This is a genomic window from Mesorhizobium sp. M1334, from assembly GCF_040317995.1.
Classification (GTDB): domain Bacteria; phylum Pseudomonadota; class Alphaproteobacteria; order Rhizobiales; family Rhizobiaceae; genus Mesorhizobium.
This window is the reverse complement of the sequence record NZ_JAMYLM010000004.1, coordinates 185,893-206,735: the sequence shown is the minus strand read 5'-3', so window position 1 is coordinate 206,735 and position 20,843 is coordinate 185,893. Positions and strand designations below refer to the sequence as shown.

The following is a 20,843-nucleotide window of genomic DNA, read 5'->3' as shown; positions in this document are numbered from 1 at the left end:
GGCCGACCGGCGGTTTTGGCCAACGGAATGATGGACTTTAAGTACGCATGGCCCTTGCCGAAGACAGACTGATTGACGAGCCAGGCTTCCGCATGTCGGAAGCGACGGCGGGCGATTTCTTCGCCCTGCTGAAGCCGCGCGTCATGTCGCTGGTGGTGTTCACCGCGTTTGTCGGCATGGTCGCCGCTCCGGTGACCATCAATCCGCTGCTGGCGGTGATCGCGATCCTGGCTATTGCCATTGGTGCTGGCGCGTCCGGTGCGCTCAACATGTGGTACGACGCAGACATCGATGCGGTGATGACGCGCACCGCCGGCCGTCCCGTGCCGGCCGGCCGCATCCGGCCAGGCGAGGCATTGAGTTTCGGGCTGGTGCTGTCGGTTCTGTCGGTGATGACGCTCGGCGTGCTGGTCAACTGGTTGGCCGCATCGCTTCTGGCCTTCACCATCTTTTTCTATGCTGTCATCTATACGATGTGGCTGAAGCGCCGGACGCCGCAGAACATCGTCATCGGCGGTGCTGCCGGCGCCATTCCGCCGGTCATCGGCTGGGCGGCGGTAACCGGATCGGTCAGCCTCGAAAGCTTGGTGCTGTTCCTGATCATCTTCCTGTGGACGCCACCGCATTTCTGGGCGCTCGCGCTGTTCAAGTCGGAGGACTACGCCAGGGCAGGCATTCCGATGATGCCGAACGTCGCCGGCCATCCCGCGACCAGGCGCCAGATCTTTGCCTATGCGCTGGTCCTCGCGCCGGTTGGCGTGCTGCCATGGGTTCTTGGCTTCACCACGCCGGCCTATGGCATCGTTGCATTGCTGCTCGGCGCCGGCTTCGTCTGGTATGCGTGGAAGGTGCTGCAAATGGCCGATGACGACAGGGCGATGAAGCCGGCCAAGGCCTTGTTCGGCTATTCGCTGCTTTATCTCTTCGCCATCTTCGCCACCTACCTTGGCGATTGCGTCGTCGCGCGCGCGCTGACCGTCGGCGGAGCATGAGCATGGCCGAAAAGAAGCTTGAACTGGTTACGCTGACCGAACGTCAGCAGAAGGCGCGCCGCAATCGCTCGGCCGCAATCGGTTTCGCGCTGGCGGCGCTGGTCGTCATATTCTACGTCGCGACCATCGTGAAATTTGGCCACAGTTTCCCTGGCTCGATGTGAGCTGACGATGACCAGGCAAACAGTCACCGATCCTACGAAGAAGAATACGAACCGCGTCGTCGCTGCCGTCTGCATAGCGTTTTTCGGCGGCATGATCGGCATGGCCTACGCCGCGGTGCCGCTCTATGCGATGTTCTGCCAGGCGACAGGCTACGGCGGCACCGTCAAACGGGCGACCCAGCAATATGCCGATCGGGTGCTCGACCGCGACATCACCATCCGCTTCGATGCCAACACCGCCGGCGTTCCCTGGCAATTCCAGCCGGTCGACCGCTCGATCACCATCAAGATCGGCGAGACCGCCGAGGCGCATTTCAGCGCGACGAACAAATTCAGCCGGCCCATCACCGGACGCGCCACCTTCAATGTACAGCCTGAACTGGCCGGACCTTACTTCAACAAGGTCGAGTGTTTCTGCTTCACCGACACGACGCTGAAGCCGGGCGAGACGCTGGACATGCCGGTCGTGTTCTATGTCGATCCCGACATCGTCAACGCGCCGGAATTGAAGGATTTGAGGACGATTACCCTGTCCTACACGATGTTCCCGGTCGACAAGACCAAGCCGGTCGCATCATCGGTGCCGGCCGACGGCCGCCGCAACAAGATTTCAGATACCGAAGCAAGCCTCGGGGGTTGATATGGCAGACGCACACGCAAAACCACAGCATGACTATCATCTCGTCGACCCGAGCCCGTGGCCTTTCCTGGGCTCCGTCGGGGCACTGGTGACCGCGATCGGCGGCGTCTGTTACATGCAGTATCTCAAGGGCGGCGATTTCCCGATCTTCGGTTTCAACATTGCCAATCCGTGGCTGTTCTTCATTGGCCTTTTGATCGTCATCTACACGATGTTCGCCTGGTGGTCTGACACCATCAAGGAGGCGCATGAGGGTCGCCACACCCGCGTCGTGTCGCTGCATCTGCGCTACGGCATGATCATGTTCATTGCCTCCGAGGTGATGTTCTTCGTCGCCTGGTTCTGGGCCTTCTTCGACGCCAGCCTGTTTCCGGGCGAGGTCCATCAATACGCCCGCACCGCCTTCACCGGCGGCGTTTGGCCGCCCAAGGGCATCGAAGTTCTCGACCCCTTCCATCTGCCGCTCTACAACACCGTCATCCTGCTTCTGTCGGGCACCACGGTGACATGGGCGCATCACTCGCTCATCCACGGCGACCGTAAAGGCCTGATCAATGGCTTGGTGCTGACCGTCGGCCTCGGCATGCTGTTCACCATGGTCCAGGCCTACGAGTACATGCACGCGCCGTTCGGCTTCAGGGATTCAATCTACGGCGCCACCTTCTTCATGGCGACCGGCTTCCATGGTTTCCACGTCATCATCGGCACGATCTTCCTGTTGGTCTGCCTGATCCGCGCCATGAAGGGCGACTTCACGCCCAAGCAGCATTTCGGCTTCGAGGCCGCCGCCTGGTACTGGCACTTCGTCGACGTGGTGTGGCTGTTCCTGTTTGCCTCGATCTACGTCTGGGCCTCGAACGGCGCGATGATCGAACCGCATTGAGATCGACCTGAGGAAATCGACAAGGCGGCTGCGGCGACGCGGCCGCCTTATCTTTTGCGGCAAATGCTCCTAGGATGATCCGATGAGCGACGACAAGGCGATCTGGCCACCAATCGATCCGATCTCGGCCGGCCTGCATGGCCGCTGCCCGCGCTGCGACGAGGGCAAGCTGTTTTCTGGATTCCTCACGGTCGGCAATCGCTGCACCAATTGCGGCCTCGATTATTCCTTCGCCGATGCCGGCGACGGGCCGGCGGTGTTCGTTATCCTGATCATCGGCTTCATCGTCGTCGGCCTGGCGTTGTGGACGGAGGTGACGCTCAATCCGCCGCTCTGGCTGCATCTGCTGCTGTGGATTCCGCTGACGCTGGTGCTTTGCCTGGCGGCGCTCCGGCTGATCAAGGGCGTGCTGCTGACGCTGCAATACCGCAACAAGGCGGCCGAGGGCCGACTGGACCGCGGCGAATGAGCGAGGCATCAGGTTTGGTGGCCGGCCGGTCGCGGCCCAAGCGCGCATTGGCGCTCGGCCTGGGTGTCATCGTGTTTTTGATCCTGCTGGCGCTCGGCACCTGGCAGGTTCAGCGCCTGCACTGGAAAGAGGGCCTTCTCGAGACGATAGACCAGCGCACGCATTCGGCGCCCGTGCCATTGGCCGAGGTCGAAAAGCGGTTTGCTGCCACCGGCGACGTGGACTACACGCCGGTAACGGTGACCGGCACTTTCCTGCATCAAGGCGAGCGGCATTTCCTCGCCACCTGGGAAGGCCAGTCCGGTTTCGATGTCTTCACGCCGCTGCAGCTCGACAATGGCCGTTTCGTACTGATCAACCGCGGCTTCGTGCCTTACGATTTCAAGGACTCAGCCAAGCGGCCGCAGGGGCAGGTAACGGGCGAAGTGACGGTGACGGGGCTCGCCCGCAACCCGCTGCCGGCCAGGCCCTCGATGATGCTTCCCGACAATGATCCGCAGAAGAACATCTTCTACTGGAAGGATCGTGATGCGATGGCCTCGAGCGCCGGCCTGCCGGCAGGTGCGGCGCTGGTGCCGATCTTCATCGATGCGAACGCCACGCCCAACCCCGGCGGGCTGCCGGTCGGCGGCGTCACCGTCATCGACCTGCCGAACAGCCATCTGCAATATGCGATAACCTGGTACGGCCTTGCCGCCGCCCTTGCCGGTGTCCTTATCTCCTGGCTCCGCCGCCCGGCGAAAGACCAATGATCGCCGCCACTACCCTTGACAGGGCAGGGCCGCGCACCTCATTTCGCGCCTAGAGCTCAGAAGTCACAGTCCGATCAACCGGCCTACAATCAGCGTAAGATGCAATCATGCTTCACACAAAGCCACCGCTGACCATCCGGCTTTGCCAGCCGCGCGGTTTCTGTGCCGGCGTCGACCGTGCCATCCAGATCGTCGTGCTGGCGCTGAAGAAATACGGCGCGCCGGTCTATGTCCGCCACGAGATCGTGCACAACCGCTACGTCGTCGAAGGGCTGCAAAGCCTCGGCGCGGTGTTCATCGAGGAGCTCTCCGAGATCCCGCCCGAGCATCGCCAGAGCCCGGTCGTCTTTTCGGCGCATGGCGTGCCGAAATCGGTGCCGGCCGACGCCCAGTCGCGCAACCTCTTCTATCTCGACGCGACTTGCCCGCTGGTCTCGAAAGTCCACAAGCAGGCAATGCGCCATCAGCGGCTTGGCCGCCACGTGCTTTTGATCGGCCATGCCGGGCATCCCGAGGTGATCGGCACAATGGGCCAGTTGCCGGATGGCGCGGTCACTCTGATCGAGACCGAAGCCGACGCCGCAAGCTTCGTGCCTGCAGACCCGCAAGCGCTCGGCTTCGTGACCCAGACGACGCTGTCGGTCGAGGACACCGCCGGTATCATTCGCGCCCTGCAGCAGCGGTTTCCCGAGCTGCACGCGCCGGCGGCGGAATCGATCTGCTATGCCACCACCAATCGCCAGGAAGCGGTCAAGGAAACAGCGGCCGGCGCCGATCTCTTCCTGGTTGTCGGCGCACCTAACTCCTCCAACTCGCGGCGCCTGGTCGAAGTGGCCGAGCGCGCCGGCGCCTCGATGTCGCTTCTCGTGCAGCGCGCGTCCGAAATTCCGTGGAATGAGATTGCCGGCATTTCGACGCTCGGCCTGTCGGCGGGCGCCTCGGCGCCGGAGATCATCGTCGATGAAATCGTCGATGCGTTCAGGCAGCGCTTCGACGTGACCATCGAGCTGGCCGTAACGGCGACGGAGACGGAGGACTTTCCGGTGATGCGGGTGTTGCGCGATGTCGAACTGACGGCTGCCGACATGGCCTTCGTCAACGGGGCCGCGTAACAACGATGGCGGTCTATACCGACGTCAACGAGGGCGAGCTCGGCGCATTCCTCAGGAACTATCCGGTCGGCGACCTCCTGTCCTACAAGGGCATCGCCGAAGGTACCGAAAACTCGAATTTTCTGCTGCACACCAGCAGCGGCTCCTACATCCTGACGCTTTACGAGAAGCGCGTCGACAAGGCTGACCTGCCGTTCTTTCTCGGCCTTATGGCCCACCTCGCCAGAAAGGGCATTTCGTGTCCGCTCCCGGTCACCGCACATGATGGCGGTGTGATCGGAACACTTGCCGGTCGGCCGGCGGTCATCATCACCTTTCTCGAAGGCCTGTCGCTGCGGCGGCCGACGGCTGCGCATTGCGGCGAGGTCGGCAAGGCGCTGGCGGCATTGCATCTCGCCGGCGCGGATTTTCCGATGACCCGCCCCAACGCCCTTGCCATCGATGGCTGGCGCAAGCTGTGGAATGCCGCCCGCGCCCGCGCCGACGAGGTCGAGCCGGGACTGGCGGCCGAGGTCGATGCCGATTTCGCCGATTTCGAGCGGAACTGGCCGAACGGTCTGCCGCAAGGCATCATCCATGCCGATCTTTTCCCGGACAATGTGTTCTTCCTCGGCGAGAAACTGTCCGGGCTGATCGACTTCTATTTCGCCTGCAACGACCTCTACGCCTATGACGTTGCCACGTGCCTGAACGCCTGGTGCTTCGAGAAGGATTTTTCCTTCAATCTGACCAAGGGCACGGCGCTGCTTGCCGGCTACCAAAGCGTGCGGCCGTTGAGCAGTGACGAGAAAGCTGCGCTGCCGATGCTGGCGCGCGGCTCGGCGCTGCGCTTCATGCTGACCCGGCTCTACGACTGGCTGACGGTTCCGGACGGCGGGCTGGTGGTGAAACGCGACCCGACAGAGTATATCCGCCGGATGCGCTTCCACCGGGCGATCAACTCTCCTTCCGAATATGGACTGACATGACCAAGCGCGTTGAAATCTTCACCGATGGTGCCTGTTCGGGCAATCCCGGGCCTGGCGGCTGGGGCGCAATCCTGCGCTTCAACGGCGCCATCAAGGAGCTCCATGGTGGCGAGGCTCTGACCACCAACAACCGCATGGAGTTGTTGGCGGCGATCTCGGCGCTCAATGCGCTCAAGGAGCCTTGCGTCGTCGACCTTTATACCGACAGCAACTACGTCAAGGACGGCATTTTCGGCTGGATCGATGGCTGGAAGCGCAACGGCTGGAAGACCGCCGCCCGGCAGCCGGTGAAGAATGCCGAGCTGTGGCAGCAGCTCGACGCGGCGCGCAACCGCCACCAGGTCACCTGGCATTGGGTCAAGGGCCATGCCGGCCATCCTGAGAACGAGCGCGCCGACGAATTGGCGCGGCTCGGCATGGCGCCATTCAAGACGAAGTCGGCGAAACCCGTGCTCGCGTCCGTGCCGCCGAAGGAAGGCACCCAGTCCAGGCAATCGGCCGCCAAGAAGGTTCGGGGCTCGACCCAGAGTTATTGATCCGGTTGAACTGGCGTATCAGCGGATCAGAAGGGCGGTGCCGAACAGTCCGATGGCAAACACCGTATGCGACACAAGATTGAGGGCGCGGACCTGCATCGGATTGGGCCGCTTCGAAGCGGCCCAGCCGGCACCCATGCCGGGCGCCAGCAGAAACCACCCGGCGCCGACGGTGACGATGCCGAGGATAAAGGCCGGCAGGAAGGTCGGCGCGGTGAGCCAGGCCGTCCCGGCCAGCACGACCAGTATGATGCCGTAGACGATACCGACAGCATAATGAAAGGTCCAGCCAAGTACTGATTCATGCAGGTAGGGCGAGGCCTTGCCAATGTCGTCATGGAAGACCTTGCCTTCCCTGAGATGCCAGACCCAGCGGCCGACCAGCCCCCAGTTCGGCCGCGGTTGGGCGAAGGCCTTGTTCAGGAAAATCGTCCAGACATCCATAAGCGCGGTTGCGCCGATGCCGATCGCGACGCTGCGCCACAAGATGTCAGACATAATCGAGGTCCTCAAAAGCAAGCAGTCCCGAAGGGCCGACACATGGCCCCGAAAACCGGGTCGGCTTTCGGAAGGATCATGCGCCGATGCAAAAGTCAGCGTCCTTTGGACGTTGAGCGCTCGAAGGCGCCCCGCCGCCGTCCCAGGCCTAAGCTGTCGCCAGGACGGAAAGCTGTCCGAGAATGTGAGCCGCACCGGATTCGTCGACGCCGGGCTTTGTCTCGACATTGAGTGCGGTGACCCTGCCGTCCTCGACGATCATCGAAAAACGCTTCGAGCGCAGCCCCATGCCGCCGCTGGAGAGGTCGGCGTCGAGGCCGACCGATTTGGCGAAATCGCCATTGCCATCGGCAAGATAAAGGATTTTGCCTTCACCGCCGCTGAAGCGGGCCCAAGCCCCCATGACGTGAACATCGTTGACCGAGACAACAGCGATAGTGTCGACGCCGCGCGCCAGGATGGCGTCGTAATTGTCCAGGTAGCCGGGCAGATGATTGTTGCTGCAGGTCGGCGTGAAAGCGCCTGGAACGCCAAACAGCACGACCGTCTTTCCTGAGAATATCTCGCCCGTCGTGATCGGCTTTGCACCATCGGCGGTCATTGTCTTGAAGGTCGCATCGGGCAGTTTGTCGCCAACGGAGATCGTCATGATGGTCCTCGTTTGGAAATGGAAGGGAGTGTCCTTGCGATAGCGAATTAAGGCGCGCCCGGCAACCGTCCAGACGTTGGCATCACGGGAATGGCAACAGGCCTTCGACCGCGCCTGCGGCACTTGTCAGTGTGTAGTGCAGGCCGCCATCGGTTGGCGTTGTCGACGGCCTGTCGAGGATCGGCACAGTAAAGATCAGCTTGCCATCCTTTACACTGCGTGCCGGGGCACCGAACATGTAATCGCGTTCGCCGGCAACGAAGAAGTCGGCGCCCTCGGGGCTGCCCGGAAAGCTCGCTTCGACAATCAGCGTTTCGTGGTCGCCCGGCAGTACGTTTATGCCGAAATCGGGCGTTGCCGTGGCGGGCAGGGTGGCAAGGCCTGCCTTGACCAGTGCCGCGTCCTCGGCGTTGTCCGGATCGGCGCCGGGATCGACGGTCAGCCTTGTTTGCACCGGGATGCAGATGGTTTCGCAGATGCCGAGGAAAATGTCCGCATCGATGACGGCCGGCTGGCCGGGCGTGGCAAGCGTGAACGTCACCGGCAACGAAACCGGGTGGTCGTAGCCGGCCCATTTGCCATAGCCGTCGTCATGGCGCTGCGGCGGCGGAAACAAAAGCGTCGCGTCGGCAATGTTGGTGCTGGCCGAGACGTCGATCTGTGGCGGCACGCCCGCATCGCCCGGATCGCGCCAATAGGTTTTCCAGCCGGGCTTCAGCGCAATGTCGAGGACGCCCTGGAGACGTCCGGCCTGGTCGGCTTTGCCGCTCGTCACCAGCCTCACCCTGCCGCCTTCGCTGTTATACCAGGCCGAGGAGGAGGCTGCGGCCGGGAGGCCGGTCGCCGATCCAATGGCCACACCAAGCAGCAGGATTTTCAAGCTTTGCATGACGGTGATTTGATCGTCCGTTGATGGCCGCACAATGATTTCATGACGCGGCCGGCATCATATTTGCGTGACCTTCGATTTACGAGCCTGATCAAATCGAGCGCCGCCCGTCTTTTCGAGGCTTCGGAAACGCGTTACGCTGTGGCCATGGATTTGTTGCGCCATAAAAGGACGGCCACAGGACCCGGCTTTCTCGACGACCAGTTCCTGATCGCCATGCCCGGCATGAAGGACGACCGCTTCACGCGCTCTGTCATCTACATTTGCGCGCACAGCGACGAAGGCGCGATGGGGCTGATCATCAACCAGACGCAGCAGATGCTGTTTCCGGACCTGCTCGTGCAACTTGGCATCATGAATGAGATGGAGGCGATCCGACTGCCGGCACCGGCGCGCGACTTCGTCGTGCGCAATGGCGGACCGGTGGATCGCAGCCGCGGCTTCGTCCTGCATTCGGGCGACTACCGGGTGGAATCCTCGCTCGCCGTTTCTGACGACGTCTGCTTGACCGCGACCGTCGACATATTGCGCGCCATCTCCTCCGGCCGCGGACCCCGGCGGGCGCTGATGGCGCTCGGCTATGCCGGCTGGGGCGCGGGCCAGCTTGAAAACGAGATCGCCGAGAATGGATGGCTGACTTGCCCGGCAAGTGCCGAGCTTCTGTTCGACGCCGACATCGACCGCAAATACGACCGGATCCTTGCCTCGATCGGCATCGATCTCGCGCATCTCAGCCTGGCTGCCGGTCACGCCTGAGCCTCATCACGTCCCCGAAACTTGTCACGCTTGAGTGAGCGGATACTGTTCCTTCAGCGTCTTCAGCACCTGGTCGCCGGGCATCGGCGCGCCGAACATGAAGCTCTGCACGTATTCGCAGCCCATCTGCCGTAGCTCCAGCGCATCGCTTTCGTCCGAAATGCCTTCGGCAACGACCGACAGGCCGAGCTCATGCGCCATGTTGACCATCGATTTGAGCAGCACCGCGCGTTTCGGCGTCGCGTCGTCGACGAAGCTCTTGTCGATCTTGATGGTGTCGAACGGAAAGCGCGTCAGATAGGCCAGCGATGAGTAGCCGGTGCCGAAATCATCCAGCGACAGGCCGATCCCAAGCTGCTTCAGCTTGGTCAGCACATGGGCGGTCTGCTCGGGATTGTCCATCACCAGCGATTCGGTGAGTTCGAGCCGGAAGCAGCGCGGTTTCAGGTTGGCTCGCGCGATCACCGAGCGGACGTCGCTGACCAGGTCGCGGCGGATGAGCTGACGGCTGGACAGATTGACCGAGACCGACAGCGGCGCATCGCCGATCTGCTTTTGCCATCCGGCCAGGTCTTCGGCAGCCTGCTGCATGGCGAACAGCCCAAGCTGCACGATCAGGCCGCAGTTTTCGGCAACCGGAATGAAATCCGCCGGCGGGATCATGCCGCGCCGCGGATGGTCCCAGCGCAGCAACGCTTCGAAGCCGGCAACGCTGCCGTCCTCCAGCCGCACGATCGGCTGATAGGCAAGCGTGAATTCGCGTCGCTCGATGGCGCGGCGCAGGTCGGACTCGAACTGCAGCCGGTCGGTGCCGACCGTGCGGAAGGCGGGCCGGAACGGCTCGATCCTGTCGCCGCCGAAGCGCTTGGCCTGATGCATGGCAAGCTCGGCATCCTTGACCATGTCCTCGGCCGAGGTCTGCGTGGACGTCCAGGTGATCAGCCCGATCGAGGCGGTCAGCACGATCTCGCGCTTGGCGAAGGTGATCGGGTTGTTGATGGCGTGCTTGATGGCATCGGCGATGGCCGCGATGCGAGCCGGATCCTGCTCCGACAAAAGCATCAGCGCGAACTGGTCGCCGGCAAAGCGCGACAGCGAATCCTTCGGCTTGAGCAGCCGGTGCAGCCGCCGCGCTATGGTCAAAAGGATGGTATCGCCGGCCGAGATGCCGAGCCCATCATTGACCTGCTTGAAGCGGTCGATGTCGATGACGAAGACGGTCGGGCGCACCTTCTCTTCGGTGCGGGCGATCGAAATGATCGCCTCCAGCCGGTTCATGAACAGCTCGCGGTTGGGCAAGCCGGTCAGATTGTCGTGCACGGCATCGTGCAGCAGCCGTTCCTCGGACTTCTTCTGCTCCGTCACGTCGACCATGGTGCCGACGCAGCGGATGACCTCGCCGTCCGAGCCGATCACCGGCCGGGCGCGCAGCGCAAACCAGTGATAGTGCCCGTCGGCGCCGCGCAGACGGAAGTTTTGCGACACCCGGCCGCGCCGGTGCTCGAGCACCACGTCGAGCGTCGTGCGAAACGTGTCGCGGTCGTCGGCATGCAGCACCGGCAGCCAGTTGCGGGCGGGACCGCCGAGACTGTTGGGGGCAAGGCCGAGCTGAATGCTGACGTCGGGACGAGTGACGACGCGGTCGCGCAGCACGTCCCAGTCCCACACAGTATCGCCCGATCCGGCAACCGCCAGCGCCTGCCGCTCGAGATCGGAGAACAGGCCCTGATGCAGGGCGCCGCCAGCAAAAGCGTGCTGCATCACCGTGAAGCCGATCAGCAGGATGATGAGGATCAGCCCGCCGCCCAGCGCCGGCTGGGCGATATCGTTGTCCAGCATGCCGGTGATCGCCATCCACGATCCGCATAGCCACAGCAGAACCATCACCCAACTGGGCACCAGCATGATAGCGCGGTCGTAACCGCGGATACCGAGGAAGATGATCAGGCCGAGCCCGGTCAGTGCGGTGGCGGCGAAGGACAGCCTGGCAATGCCGGCGGCAACCGCCGGATCGATGATGGCGACGCCGGCGATCAGCACCAGCCCGAGAATCCAGACCAGCGCGCCGTAGCTGAAATGGCCGTGCCACCGGTTGAGGTTGAGATAGGCAAACAGGAACACCACGAAGGTCGCCGCAAGCGCCACCTCCGTTCCGGCGCGCCACATCTGCTCGTTGCCCGGGGATATTTCTATGATCTTGTTAAGAAAGCCGAAATCGACGCAGATATACGCAAGCACCGCCCAGGCAAGGGCCGCCGTCGCCGGAAACATCGAGGTCCCCTTGACGACGAAAAGAATGGTCAGGAACAGCGCCAGCAGGCCGGCGATGCCGATGACGATGCCACGAAACAGCGTGTAGGAATTGACCGAGTCCTTGTAGGATTCAGGATCCCACAGATAGACCTGCGGCAGCTTGGGCGAGGCGAGCTCGGCGATGAAGGTGATCACCGTTCCGGGGTTCAACGTCACCCGGAACACGTCGGCGTCGGGGCTGGTCTGGCGGTCGAGCGCAAAGCCTTCGCTGGGCGTGATCGCAGCGATACGGGTCGAGCCGAGATCCGGCCAGAACAGGCCGGAATTCACCAGCCGGAAATGCGGTGCGACAATCAGCCTGTCGAGCTGCTGGTCGGTGGTGTTAGCGAGCGCGAACACCGCCCAGTCGCCGGTCGAGCGCGCGTCATTGGCCTCGACCTCGATGCGCCGCACGATGCCGTCCGGGCCGGGTGCCGTCGAGACCTGGAAATTCTCGCCCTGGTTGCGGTAGATTGCGACGGCACCCGAAAGATCGAGCGCCACGTCGTCGCGGGCAATCTTGATCGGTTCGACCGCAAACGCTGACGATGCCGCGCAGAGCGTGACGATTGCCGCCAGCATAAAGGCAAGCAGCGACCCGTTGCGCAGAAAATTCGTCAAAAATCAGTCCTTTGTTCCAACGCCCGGCGGATCGTCCGCGATTCGGGCGTATAGGTAATGGTCCTGCCAGATGCCGTTGATCCTGAGATAGGATCGTAGCAGTCCTTCGCGCCGGAATCCGGCTTTTTCAAGCACGCGGATCGACCGGGCATTATCGGGGATACAGGCAGCTTCGATCCGGTGCAACCGCAGCGTTTCGAAGGCGAAACGCGTCACCACCTTGACGGCATCGGTCATCAGGCCGCGTCCGCTGAAGCGCTCGCCGATCCAGTAGCCGATATGGCCGCTTTGGGCGACCCCGTGGCGGATATTGCCGAGGGTGATACCGCCGGCCAGCTTGCCGCTGCTTTTCTCGAAGATGAAGAAGGCGATCGCCGTCCCCTGCGCGTAGTCCTCGCGGTAGCGCCCGATACGGTGCCGCCACGCCGTGCGGTCGAGCTCGTCAGGCGTCCATCGCGGCTCCCACGGCTCGAGGAAGGCGCGGCTTTCACTGCGCAGCACCGACCACTCGCGATAGTCGTTGGTCAGCGGCACGCGCAGCGTGACCAGCTCGCCCTTCAGTGCCGGCAGGTCGCGGCGAAAGAAAGGGAGCGCGAACACGATGCTCGAATGGGCTTAGACGGCAAGCTTACGGGCAGTGGTCTGCGTGCCCGAAAGCGAATCGAGGATCGCCTCATAGGGCGCGAGCGTACCCACCGGCCCGACAGCTGTAAGCGTCGGCTTGGTCGAAAAAAGCCGGGACGACAGATCCGTCAGCCGCTCGACAGTCAACGCCGACAGGCGCTCCATCAGCTCTTCCTTGGCGATCGGCCTGCCGAACAGAAGCAACTGCCTGGCGATCTGCGAGGCGCGGCTGGCCGGGCTCTCGGCCGACATGATCAGCCCGGCGCGGTATTGCGCCCGCGCCCGGTCGAGCTCCTCCTGCAGGATGTTTTCGCCGGCCTTTTGCAGCTCGTCGATGATCACAGGCACCAGCTCGGCAATATCGCTTTGTCCGGTCGCGGCATGGACCCCGAAGACGCCGGTGTCGGAAAAACCCCAATGGAAGGCATAGACCGAATAGCACAGGCCGCGTTTTTCGCGGACTTCCTGGAAAAGTCGCGACGACATGCCGCCGCCCAGGATCATCGACAGGACCTGGGAGGCATAGAAATCGCGGACGTGATAGGCGCGGCCCTCGAAACCCAGCACGATCTGGGCGTCCATCAGGTCGCGGTCCTCTCGAAAATCGCCGCCGACATACTGCGCATATTGCGGGATGGTGCCGTCGGCCTTGCCGCGGAAGTTGCCGAGACGCTTTTCGACCTCCCGCACGAAATCGTCGTGCCTGATATCGCCGGCCGCCACCATCACCATGTTCTCGGCGCCGTACTGTCGTTCGATGAAGTCGTGCAACTGCTTCGACGTGAAGGATTTGACGGTTTCCGGCGTGCCGAGAATCGAGCGGCCGATAGTCTGGTGGCGAAAGGCGGTCTCGGTAAAGTGATCGAAAACGACGTCGTCGGGCGTATCGTGCGCGGCGCCGATCTCCTGCAGAATCACATGCTGCTCTCGTTCCAACTCCTGCGGATCGAATTCGGATTCCTGCAGGATGTCGGAAAGAATATCGACCGCCAGCGGCACGTCGTCGCTCAGAACCCTTGCATAATAGGAGGTCGTCTCGACGCTGGTGGCGGCATTGATCTCACCGCCGACGTCCTCGATCTCCGAGGCAATCTCGAAGGCGCTTCGCCGCCTGGTGCCCTTGAAAGCCATGTGCTCGAGCAAGTGCGCCATTCCGTGCTCTTCGTCACGCTCGTTGCGTGCGCCCGACTTGACCCAGGCGCCAAGGGCAACAGATTCGAGGCTTGGAAGGGTTTCGGTGGCGACTGTCAGGCCGTTCGACAGACGGCTTACCTCAACACCCATATGGCAATTACTCCCTAACGCGCCGCCCGCGTGTGGCGGCCGAGATAATCTTCCACCATTTTCAGGTCGGATGGAAGTACCGTGTATTTTTCCTCGGCGCTCATCAACCCGCCTAGCCATGCAGGCAGGGCAGGCGACACGCCGCTGGCGGCTTCGACGGCGGCGGGAAACTTTGCCGGGTGCGCAGTGCCCAGCACCACCATCGGCACCTCACCCGCAGCCTTGCCGGCGGCCACATGCACGGCCGCGGCCGTATGCGGGTCGAGCAGATAGCCGCTCGCCGCTAGTGTGGTGCGGATGGTGGCGGCGACCTCGTCCATGGTGGCGCGGCCGGCGTCGAATTCGGAGCGGATCTTGGCGATTTCGCCAGCCTCGATGGTGAAGGCGCCGGACTGCTTGAGCCCGTTCATGTAGCGCCGCACGGTCGAGGCATCGCGGCCGGACGCTTCGAACAGCAAGCGTTCGAAGTTCGAAGACACCTGGATATCCATCGAGGGCGACGTGGTCGAAAAGACCCCCTTCATGCGGTATTCGCCGGTCGCCAGCGTGCGCGCCAGAATATCGTTGTCGTTGGTGGCGATGATCAGCCGTTCGATCGGCAGCCCCATCTTCTTGGCGGCATAGCCGGCAAAGATGTCGCCGAAATTGCCGGTCGGCACGGTGAAGGAAACCGGTCTGTCGGGCGCGCCGAGCGACAGCGCGGAGGAGAAATAATAGACGATCTGGGCCATGATGCGGGCCCAGTTGATCGAATTGACGCCCGACAGCGATACCCGGTCGCGAAAACCGTGGTCGTTGAACATGTCCTTCACCAGGCCCTGGCAGTCGTCGAAATTACCTTCGATCGCCAACGCATGGACGTTTGCGGCGGTCGAGGTCGTCATCTGCCGCTGCTGTACCGGCGAGACGCGGCCATGCGGGAAAAGCACGAAGATGTCGGTGCGGTTGCGCCCGGCAAAGGCATCGATGGCGGCCCCTCCGGTGTCGCCGGAGGTGGCGCCGACAATGGTGGCGCGCTGGTCGCGCTCGGCCAGCACATGGTCCATCAGCCGCGCAAGAAGCTGCATCGCCACGTCCTTGAACGCGAGCGTCGGGCCGTGGAAGAGCTCGAGCACGAAGCTGTTCGGCCCGGTCTGCACCAGCGGGCAGACGGCCTCATGGCGGAAGCTCGCATAGGCTTCGCGCACCAGCCGTTCAAACACCGGCGCCGCGATCTCGCCGCCGAGGAATGGCGACAGCACACGGATAGCAAGGTCGGGATAGGCAAGGCCGCGCATGGCGCGGATCTCGGCTGCGGAAAAATGCGGCCAGGCGCTCGGCAGGTAGAGCCCGCCGTCGCGCGCCAGTCCGGCCAGCACCGCGTCGGAAAATCCAAGCGCGGGCGCTTCCCCGCGGGTACTCACATATTGCATCGTTACGTTTCCATTGCTGTCGGGAATTTTCGCCCGCCGCGAGGTGGTGGATTTCTGCGCTGGCTCAGTCGCATTTTTGCCGCGCGGTTGATATACGTCACCGGCTTTGCGAGAGGGAAGTGCAGTTCATGGCGTTTCATTCATTCAACGGTCGTTTTGTCGCGGGTCTGGGGCTCGCCGGCTTTATGCTTGCCGCCGCAGGCTGCCAATCGAGCGACAATGGTATTCTCGGCTTCGGCAAGAAGGACACGACGCCGCCACCGCCACCCGATCCCAAGGTGCTTTCCAGCCAGCTGCAGGCCTATTGCCCGAAAGTGACGTTGCGTGACGGCACCGCCTTCTTCAATACCTACGCCAAGAGCGGTCCGAAGCCGAAGAAAAAAACCGATGTCGCCGCCGAGGAAGCCGCCCAGCCAGCAGCGGGCGCAGCAGGCGTCGATCAGCCGGACGATTCCGCCAAGATCATCTATCAGGCTTCGATTACCGATGTGACCCGCGACTGCAGCCGCGCCAACGGCTCCTTGTCGATGAAGATAGCCGTCGCCGGCAAGGTCGTGCCTGGCCCGATGTTCACCCCCGGGACCATCACCATGCCGATCCGCATCGCGGTGATGCACGGCACCGAAGTTCTCTATTCGCAGCTTCACTCCTATCAGGTCCAGGTTACCGATCCTTCGAGTGCCACGCAGTTCGTCTTCACCGATTCCAACGTCGTCGTTCCGGAGCCGACGGCGAAGGACTACCAGGCATATGCCGGGTATGACGAGGGCGCCCCGAAAGTAGCGACAGACAAGCCGAGGAAGAAGAAAGCCGCCGCGACCAACTAAGCCGCTGCATTCGCGCCACGGCGGCTGAGGCGGCCTCTCACGCGTCCGCCGACCATTCCGACAGCGCGGCGATCACGCTTTTCAGTTCCGCCCAGCGGCGGATGACCGTTTCCGCGCCGGCCTCGGTCAGCGCATCGGCGTGGCCGGGATAGCTGTGCGCCGCGCCGGTAAAGCCGATGACGCGCATTCCCGCCGTCTTGGCGCCGGTGACGCCATGCACCGAATCCTCGATGACAAAGGTGTTCGCAGGATCGGCCTTGAGCTTTTCTGCGGCGAACCGAAACACGTCCGGCGCCGGCTTGGTTTTCCCGGTCGGGGTTTCCAGCGAGGAAAAGATCCGGCCGGCAAAGAACGGCAAAAGCTGCACCTTCTCCAGCATGAATTCGATCCGCTCAGAACGCGAATTCGAACAGACGCAGCGCGGCACTGCTACCGCGGCGACAGCTTCGTGCGCTCCGTCGATGGCACGCACGTCGCTGCGCAGCCTACGATCGACAAGCTGTTCCTCCTTGTCGATCAGCGAGGCCTGGAACGGGATCCGGGACTTTTCCTCGACCCGCATCATGATGTCCTTGAAAGTCAGCCCGGCATAGACCTCGGAAATCTCCTCGGCCGATATCTCGTAGCCAGCCGAAGTCAAAAGCTCGGCATCGATACGCGCGGCGATGATTTCGGAATCGACGAGCACGCCGTCGCAATCGAAGATGACAAGATCTGGCTGGGGCATGGTGATCCGGGAAGCGGGATGAGGGGAATGCCGAGAGGGCCCTTGGTCAAAACGGCTCAGGCGGCGCGGCATACACCAACAGGCCGGGCTTCGCAAATTCGGCGTGCTGCTTCACTGAATATTTACGCTGATCGGTAACCATAACGGACAGTAAACAGTAACGCGTGCCTTGGGTGTCACAATGTCTGCCGTGCGTCTTCTCGACGACCTTTCCGATGCTCCCCAGCAATCCGAGTGGCTGGATACGATCCTGAAGGGCGACTGCGTCGCCGCGCTCGAACGGCTGCCGGAAAAGTCGATCGACGTGATCTTTGCCGATCCGCCTTACAATCTGCAGCTCGATGGCGATCTGCACCGGCCCGACCAATCCAAGGTCGATGCCGTCGACGACCATTGGGACCAGTTCGACAGTTTTGAGGCCTACGACGCCTTCACCCGCGCCTGGCTGCTGGCGGCGCGCCGCGTGTTGAAGCCCAACGGCACGATCTGGGTCATCGGCTCCTACCACAATATTTTCAGGGTCGGCGCCAAGATGCAGGATCTGGGCTTCTGGATCCTCAACGACGTCGTCTGGCGCAAGACCAATCCAATGCCCAATTTCCGTGGCCGCCGTTTCCAGAACGCGCATGAGACGATGATCTGGGCATCGCGCGACCAAAAGGGCAAGGGTTACACATTCAACTACGAGGCGCTGAAGGCGTCGAATGACGACATTCAGATGCGTTCCGACTGGCTATTTCCGATCTGCACCGGCGGCGAGCGCCTGAAGAACGACAATGGTGACAAATTGCATCCGACGCAGAAGCCGGAAGCGTTGCTTGCCCGCGTCATGACGGCATCGACCAGGCCAGGCGACATCGTGCTCGACCCCTTCTTCGGTTCAGGTACCACCGGGGCTGTGGCCAAGCGGCTTGGCCGCCACTTCGTCGGCATCGAGCGTGAGCAGGCCTACATCGATGCCGCCATGGAACGTATCGATGCGGTCCGGCCGCTGGAAGGCGCCAATTTGACGGTGCTGACCGGCAAGCGGGCTGAGCCGCGCGTCGCATTCGTCACGCTTCTCGACAATGGCTTGGTGGCGCCCGGCGCCACGCTCTACGACGCCAAGAAGCGCTGGGCGGCAAAAGTGCGTGCCGACGGCACGCTGGCGATCGGCGACAATGCCGGGTCGATCCACAAGATCGGCGCTCACGTCCAGGGGCTGGACGCCTGCAACGGATGGACCTTCTGGCATTATGAGCGCAGCGGCGGTCTGACACCGATCGACGAGCTTCGCCGCATTGCGCGGCTGGGCATGGAGCGGGCAGGGGCCTGAGGCTCCGAGTTGCGATAGATCGGTTATGCCAAGGCTCACCCAACCTCTGGAAGCGATTCAAATCACACTTTGATCCCAAGGCGCTCAAGGTCCGCCCTGAGCGTCTTTGCGTCGGTGAACAGCACAGCCTGCCAACCGGCCGCCTTGGCGCCGTCGACATTCTTCTGGCTGTCGTCGATGAACAGCGTGGCTGCCGGATCGAGGCCGAACGCGGCGACGTGGTGATCGTAGATGGCGCGATCCGGCTTGATCTGGCGGATGTCGCCCGACACGGTCACGCCGCGCGGCCTATTGAGGAAATCGAACCGCTCACGGGCCTCGGCAAGCGTATCGGCCGCGAAATTGGTCAGCATCGTCACGTCGTGGCCGCTCTCGATCAGCCCGATCATGATCGCGACGCTGTCCTCATAGGCATGAGGCACCATCTCGTGCCAGTGCCGGCGGAAATTGCGGATGTTTTCGGCATGGTCGGGATATTGAGCGATTGCCAGCGCTTCGGCCTCTTCCCAGCTGCGGCCGCGGTCCTGCTCGATGTTCCAGTCGTGCGTGCAGACATTTTCGAAGAACCATTTCCGTTCGTCGGGATCGGGGATCAAGCGGCTGAAGGGCAGGTTCGGATCATAGTGGATCAGCACTTTGCCGATGTCGAAAACGATGTGGCGGATTTCGGACATTCTTCTCTCTTTCAATGCGGCCGCTGCTTTTTCGTCGCGCCCGGTATCGCCGCTTCGATTACCTTTTTCATGACGCTCGGCAGCGCCTCCCCGGAAATTTCATGGGCCAGCGACCAGAAATGCCCGGCCGGGCCGACGCTGTCGGTCTCCGCCTTGAACACGTCGAGTTCAAGCGCAAAATGGGTAAAGATATGGCCGATGCGTCCGGCCTGCCGCCAGTCGCCGGGGAACGGGGCTGCCGCCACCGTGGTGGCGCCATCGATCCGCGCGGTCCAGCCGGTCGTCGGCACTTCGGTCATGCCGCCCAGCAGGCCTTTATTCGCGCGCTTGCGCAAAAGGATGGCGCCGTCGCTCCTGACGGCGACGAAGGCGGCGCCGCGGCGCAAGGGTTTCTCGGCCTTGGGCAGGCGGACCGGAAAGCGCTCGGGATCGCCCGAGATTGTGGCGCTGCAATCCTGCCTGACGGGGCAGAGCATGCAGCGGGGCCGGCGCGGCGTGCAGATCGTCGCGCCCAGGTCCATCATCGCCTGCGCGAAGTCGCCGGGCCTTGTCGGGGGAACCATGCGTTCGACCTGGCCGCGTATCTCCCCCTTGGCGTCGCCCAGAGGCGTGGCGATCGAATACAGCCGTGAGACGACCCGTTCGACATTGCCGTCGACGACCGCGGCTGGTCGGTCGAAGGCGATCGCCGCGATCGCCGCCGCCGTGTAGGCGCCGATGCCGGGCAGTTCCCTCAAGCCGGACTCGCTGTCCGGAAAGCGGCCGCCTTGCCGCGCGACGAGATCGGCGCAGGCTTTGAGGTTACGGGCGCGGGAATAATACCCGAGCCCGGCCCAGGCCTTCATGACGTCTTCGGTCGGTGCCGCCGCCAGTGCCTCGACAGTTGGCCATTTCTGCACGAAAGCCCGGAAATAGGATTTTACCGCCTCGACCGTGGTTTGCTGCAGCATCACTTCGGAAAGCCAGACGAGATAGGGATCGGGCTGGGCGCCGCCTGCCAGCGCACGCGGCGGAACGCGCCACGGCAGCTCGCGGTGATGCGCGTCGTACCAGCCAAGCAGCCGGAACGCGATCTCGCCATTGTCTCCGGGTACGGCCTTGCGGGTCTGGTCGTGCAGTGCCATTGATCGAGGGTCGGCCCTAATCCACTGGTGCTGAAGCTGGAGAACGCACATGGCAGGGAAAAGGCCCTTCGGCAATCCCGTTCCGGTGAGCGATCTCGCAACCGAGATCCTCGACCCGGTGCTGCGCAAGCGGGCCGGCATGTCGATCGGGCTGGTCCAGTCGTGGGAAGAGATTGCCGGGCCGCGGCTTGCCGGCCGCTCACGCCCGGAAAAGATCCAGTGGCCGCGTCGCATGCACGAGGACGATCCGTTCGAGCCGGCCGTGCTGGTAATTGCCTGCGAGGGTGTGGCAGCACTGCATCTGCAGCACGAGACCGGCGAGATCATCAACCGGGTCAATGCGTTTCTCGGTTTCAATGCGATCGGCCGGATCAGGATCGTGCAGAAGCCGGTAATGGCGGGCAAGGAAAAGCCGAAACCCAGTTTGCGGCCGCTGACCGTGGCGGAGAAGGCGAAGCTGTCGGGCACTGTCGGTTTGATCGAGGACGACGGGCTGCGCGCCTCGTTGGAGCGGCTTGGCGCCACCATTCTTGGTCAAAAGAAGCCGTGATCTCGCGCTATCGTGATGGTATGCCCGGATTTGGCGATTGGAATAGGGGCGGTAATGCCTTAATTCGCGCCAACTCTCGCTTTTT

23 protein-coding genes are annotated in these 20,843 nt (G+C 62.9%); 13 read left to right on the top strand and 10 right to left on the bottom strand.

Translation table 11 applies throughout. From position 1 onward, the window contains the following. Positions 1 to 47 precede the first annotated feature (47 nt). From NKH17_RS10625 to rnhA, 9 genes are all read left to right on the top strand, one after another. Positions 48 to 992, top strand: a complete 945-nt coding sequence (locus NKH17_RS10625) for a heme o synthase (RefSeq protein WP_352895776.1) — start codon at positions 48 to 50, stop codon at positions 990 to 992. Then, positions 989 to 1,156 carry a cytochrome c oxidase system small membrane protein gene (locus NKH17_RS10620; RefSeq protein ID WP_023674135.1) on the top strand — a complete coding sequence of 56 codons (168 nt, stop codon included), beginning with the start codon at positions 989 to 991 and terminating at the stop codon, positions 1,154 to 1,156. The genes NKH17_RS10625 and NKH17_RS10620 overlap by 4 nt, the downstream gene beginning before the upstream one ends. A gap of 7 nt (positions 1,157 to 1,163) precedes the next feature. Then, the gene (locus NKH17_RS10615; RefSeq protein ID WP_352476673.1) at positions 1,164 to 1,796 is read left to right on the top strand and encodes a cytochrome c oxidase assembly protein; all 633 of its coding nucleotides are present in this window, start codon (positions 1,164 to 1,166) and stop codon (positions 1,794 to 1,796) included. Between the two features lies 1 nt (position 1,797). Then, positions 1,798 to 2,679 carry a cytochrome c oxidase subunit 3 gene (locus tag NKH17_RS10610; protein ID WP_254818455.1) on the top strand — a complete coding sequence of 294 codons (882 nt, stop codon included), beginning with the start codon at positions 1,798 to 1,800 and terminating at the stop codon, positions 2,677 to 2,679. Positions 2,680 to 2,761: 82 nt separating this feature from the next. Next, entirely contained in the window at positions 2,762 to 3,148 is a 387-nt protein-coding gene (locus NKH17_RS10605) for a DUF983 domain-containing protein (RefSeq protein WP_352895774.1), read from the top strand. Further along, positions 3,145 to 3,900 carry an SURF1 family protein gene (locus NKH17_RS10600; protein WP_352895772.1) on the top strand — a complete coding sequence of 252 codons (756 nt, stop codon included), beginning with the start codon at positions 3,145 to 3,147 and terminating at the stop codon, positions 3,898 to 3,900. The genes NKH17_RS10605 and NKH17_RS10600 overlap by 4 nt, the downstream gene beginning before the upstream one ends. Before the next feature lie 107 nt (positions 3,901 to 4,007). Beyond that, positions 4,008 to 5,012, top strand: coding sequence for a 4-hydroxy-3-methylbut-2-enyl diphosphate reductase (gene ispH / locus NKH17_RS10595; protein ID WP_254818458.1), 1,005 nt, complete (start codon positions 4,008 to 4,010; stop codon positions 5,010 to 5,012). 5 nt (positions 5,013 to 5,017) lie between these two features. Beyond that, positions 5,018 to 5,980, top strand: a complete 963-nt coding sequence (locus NKH17_RS10590) for a homoserine kinase (protein ID WP_352895770.1) — start codon at positions 5,018 to 5,020, stop codon at positions 5,978 to 5,980. Next, positions 5,977 to 6,516 (top strand): ribonuclease HI, encoded by a 540-nt coding sequence (gene rnhA, locus NKH17_RS10585; protein WP_352895767.1) that lies wholly within the window; start codon positions 5,977 to 5,979, stop codon positions 6,514 to 6,516. Before NKH17_RS10590 ends, rnhA begins: the two co-directional genes overlap by 4 nt. 18 nt (positions 6,517 to 6,534) lie before the next feature. Here the strand turns inward: rnhA and NKH17_RS10580 are convergent, their stop codons facing one another. From NKH17_RS10580 to NKH17_RS10570, 3 genes are all read right to left on the bottom strand, one after another. Continuing rightward, positions 6,535 to 7,014 (bottom strand): DUF2938 domain-containing protein, encoded by a 480-nt coding sequence (locus NKH17_RS10580; RefSeq protein ID WP_352895764.1) that lies wholly within the window; start codon positions 7,012 to 7,014, stop codon positions 6,535 to 6,537. Between the two features lie 148 nt (positions 7,015 to 7,162). Beyond that, positions 7,163 to 7,663, bottom strand: a complete 501-nt coding sequence (locus NKH17_RS10575; RefSeq protein ID WP_254818462.1) for a peroxiredoxin — start codon at positions 7,661 to 7,663, stop codon at positions 7,163 to 7,165. A gap of 82 nt (positions 7,664 to 7,745) precedes the next feature. Further along, entirely contained in the window at positions 7,746 to 8,552 is an 807-nt protein-coding gene (locus tag NKH17_RS10570) for a protein-disulfide reductase DsbD domain-containing protein (RefSeq protein WP_352895763.1), read from the bottom strand. A 147-nt stretch (positions 8,553 to 8,699) separates the two neighbouring features. On the opposite strand from NKH17_RS10570, the gene NKH17_RS10565 reads away from it, so the two are divergent. Beyond that, positions 8,700 to 9,308, top strand: a complete 609-nt coding sequence (locus tag NKH17_RS10565; RefSeq protein ID WP_254818656.1) for a YqgE/AlgH family protein — start codon at positions 8,700 to 8,702, stop codon at positions 9,306 to 9,308. A gap of 24 nt (positions 9,309 to 9,332) precedes the next feature. Here NKH17_RS10565 and NKH17_RS10560 read toward each other — a convergent pair whose 3' ends face one another. The 4 genes from NKH17_RS10560 to thrC are packed head-to-tail and all read right to left on the bottom strand — an operon-like array spanning position 9,333 to position 15,541. After that, a complete protein-coding gene (locus tag NKH17_RS10560) occupies positions 9,333 to 12,221 on the bottom strand; it encodes an EAL domain-containing protein (protein ID WP_302895658.1) in 2,889 nt (962 codons plus the stop codon). Positions 12,222 to 12,224: 3 nt separating this feature from the next. Further along, positions 12,225 to 12,821, bottom strand: a complete 597-nt coding sequence (locus tag NKH17_RS10555; protein WP_254818464.1) for a GNAT family N-acetyltransferase — start codon at positions 12,819 to 12,821, stop codon at positions 12,225 to 12,227. Positions 12,822 to 12,836: 15 nt separating this feature from the next. Further along, positions 12,837 to 14,129 carry a M16 family metallopeptidase gene (locus NKH17_RS10550; protein WP_352895759.1) on the bottom strand — a complete coding sequence of 431 codons (1,293 nt, stop codon included), beginning with the start codon at positions 14,127 to 14,129 and terminating at the stop codon, positions 12,837 to 12,839. A 14-nt stretch (positions 14,130 to 14,143) separates the two neighbouring features. Beyond that, complete coding sequence (thrC, locus tag NKH17_RS10545) at positions 14,144 to 15,541, bottom strand: threonine synthase (RefSeq protein ID WP_352895757.1); 1,398 nt, start codon at positions 15,539 to 15,541, stop codon at positions 14,144 to 14,146. 128 nt (positions 15,542 to 15,669) lie between these two features. Between thrC and NKH17_RS10540 the strand changes: the two genes are divergently transcribed. Continuing rightward, complete coding sequence (locus tag NKH17_RS10540; protein WP_352895756.1) at positions 15,670 to 16,368, top strand: hypothetical protein; 699 nt, start codon at positions 15,670 to 15,672, stop codon at positions 16,366 to 16,368. Between the two features lie 37 nt (positions 16,369 to 16,405). Here the strand turns inward: NKH17_RS10540 and NKH17_RS10535 are convergent, their stop codons facing one another. Next, positions 16,406 to 17,095, bottom strand: a complete 690-nt coding sequence (locus tag NKH17_RS10535) for an HAD family hydrolase (protein WP_254818468.1) — start codon at positions 17,093 to 17,095, stop codon at positions 16,406 to 16,408. Between the two features lie 181 nt (positions 17,096 to 17,276). Between NKH17_RS10535 and NKH17_RS10530 the strand changes: the two genes are divergently transcribed. Further along, positions 17,277 to 18,410 (top strand): site-specific DNA-methyltransferase, encoded by a 1,134-nt coding sequence (locus NKH17_RS10530; RefSeq protein ID WP_254818469.1) that lies wholly within the window; start codon positions 17,277 to 17,279, stop codon positions 18,408 to 18,410. Between the two features lie 62 nt (positions 18,411 to 18,472). Here NKH17_RS10530 and NKH17_RS10525 read toward each other — a convergent pair whose 3' ends face one another. Continuing rightward, positions 18,473 to 19,084 (bottom strand): HAD family hydrolase, encoded by a 612-nt coding sequence (locus NKH17_RS10525; RefSeq protein ID WP_254818470.1) that lies wholly within the window; start codon positions 19,082 to 19,084, stop codon positions 18,473 to 18,475. 11 nt (positions 19,085 to 19,095) lie between these two features. Then, positions 19,096 to 20,208 (bottom strand): A/G-specific adenine glycosylase, encoded by a 1,113-nt coding sequence (gene mutY, locus NKH17_RS10520; RefSeq protein ID WP_352895751.1) that lies wholly within the window; start codon positions 20,206 to 20,208, stop codon positions 19,096 to 19,098. 49 nt (positions 20,209 to 20,257) lie between these two features. Between mutY and NKH17_RS10515 the strand changes: the two genes are divergently transcribed. Continuing rightward, the gene (locus NKH17_RS10515; RefSeq protein ID WP_254818472.1) at positions 20,258 to 20,758 is read left to right on the top strand and encodes a DUF721 domain-containing protein; all 501 of its coding nucleotides are present in this window, start codon (positions 20,258 to 20,260) and stop codon (positions 20,756 to 20,758) included. Positions 20,759 to 20,843 lie beyond the last annotated feature (85 nt).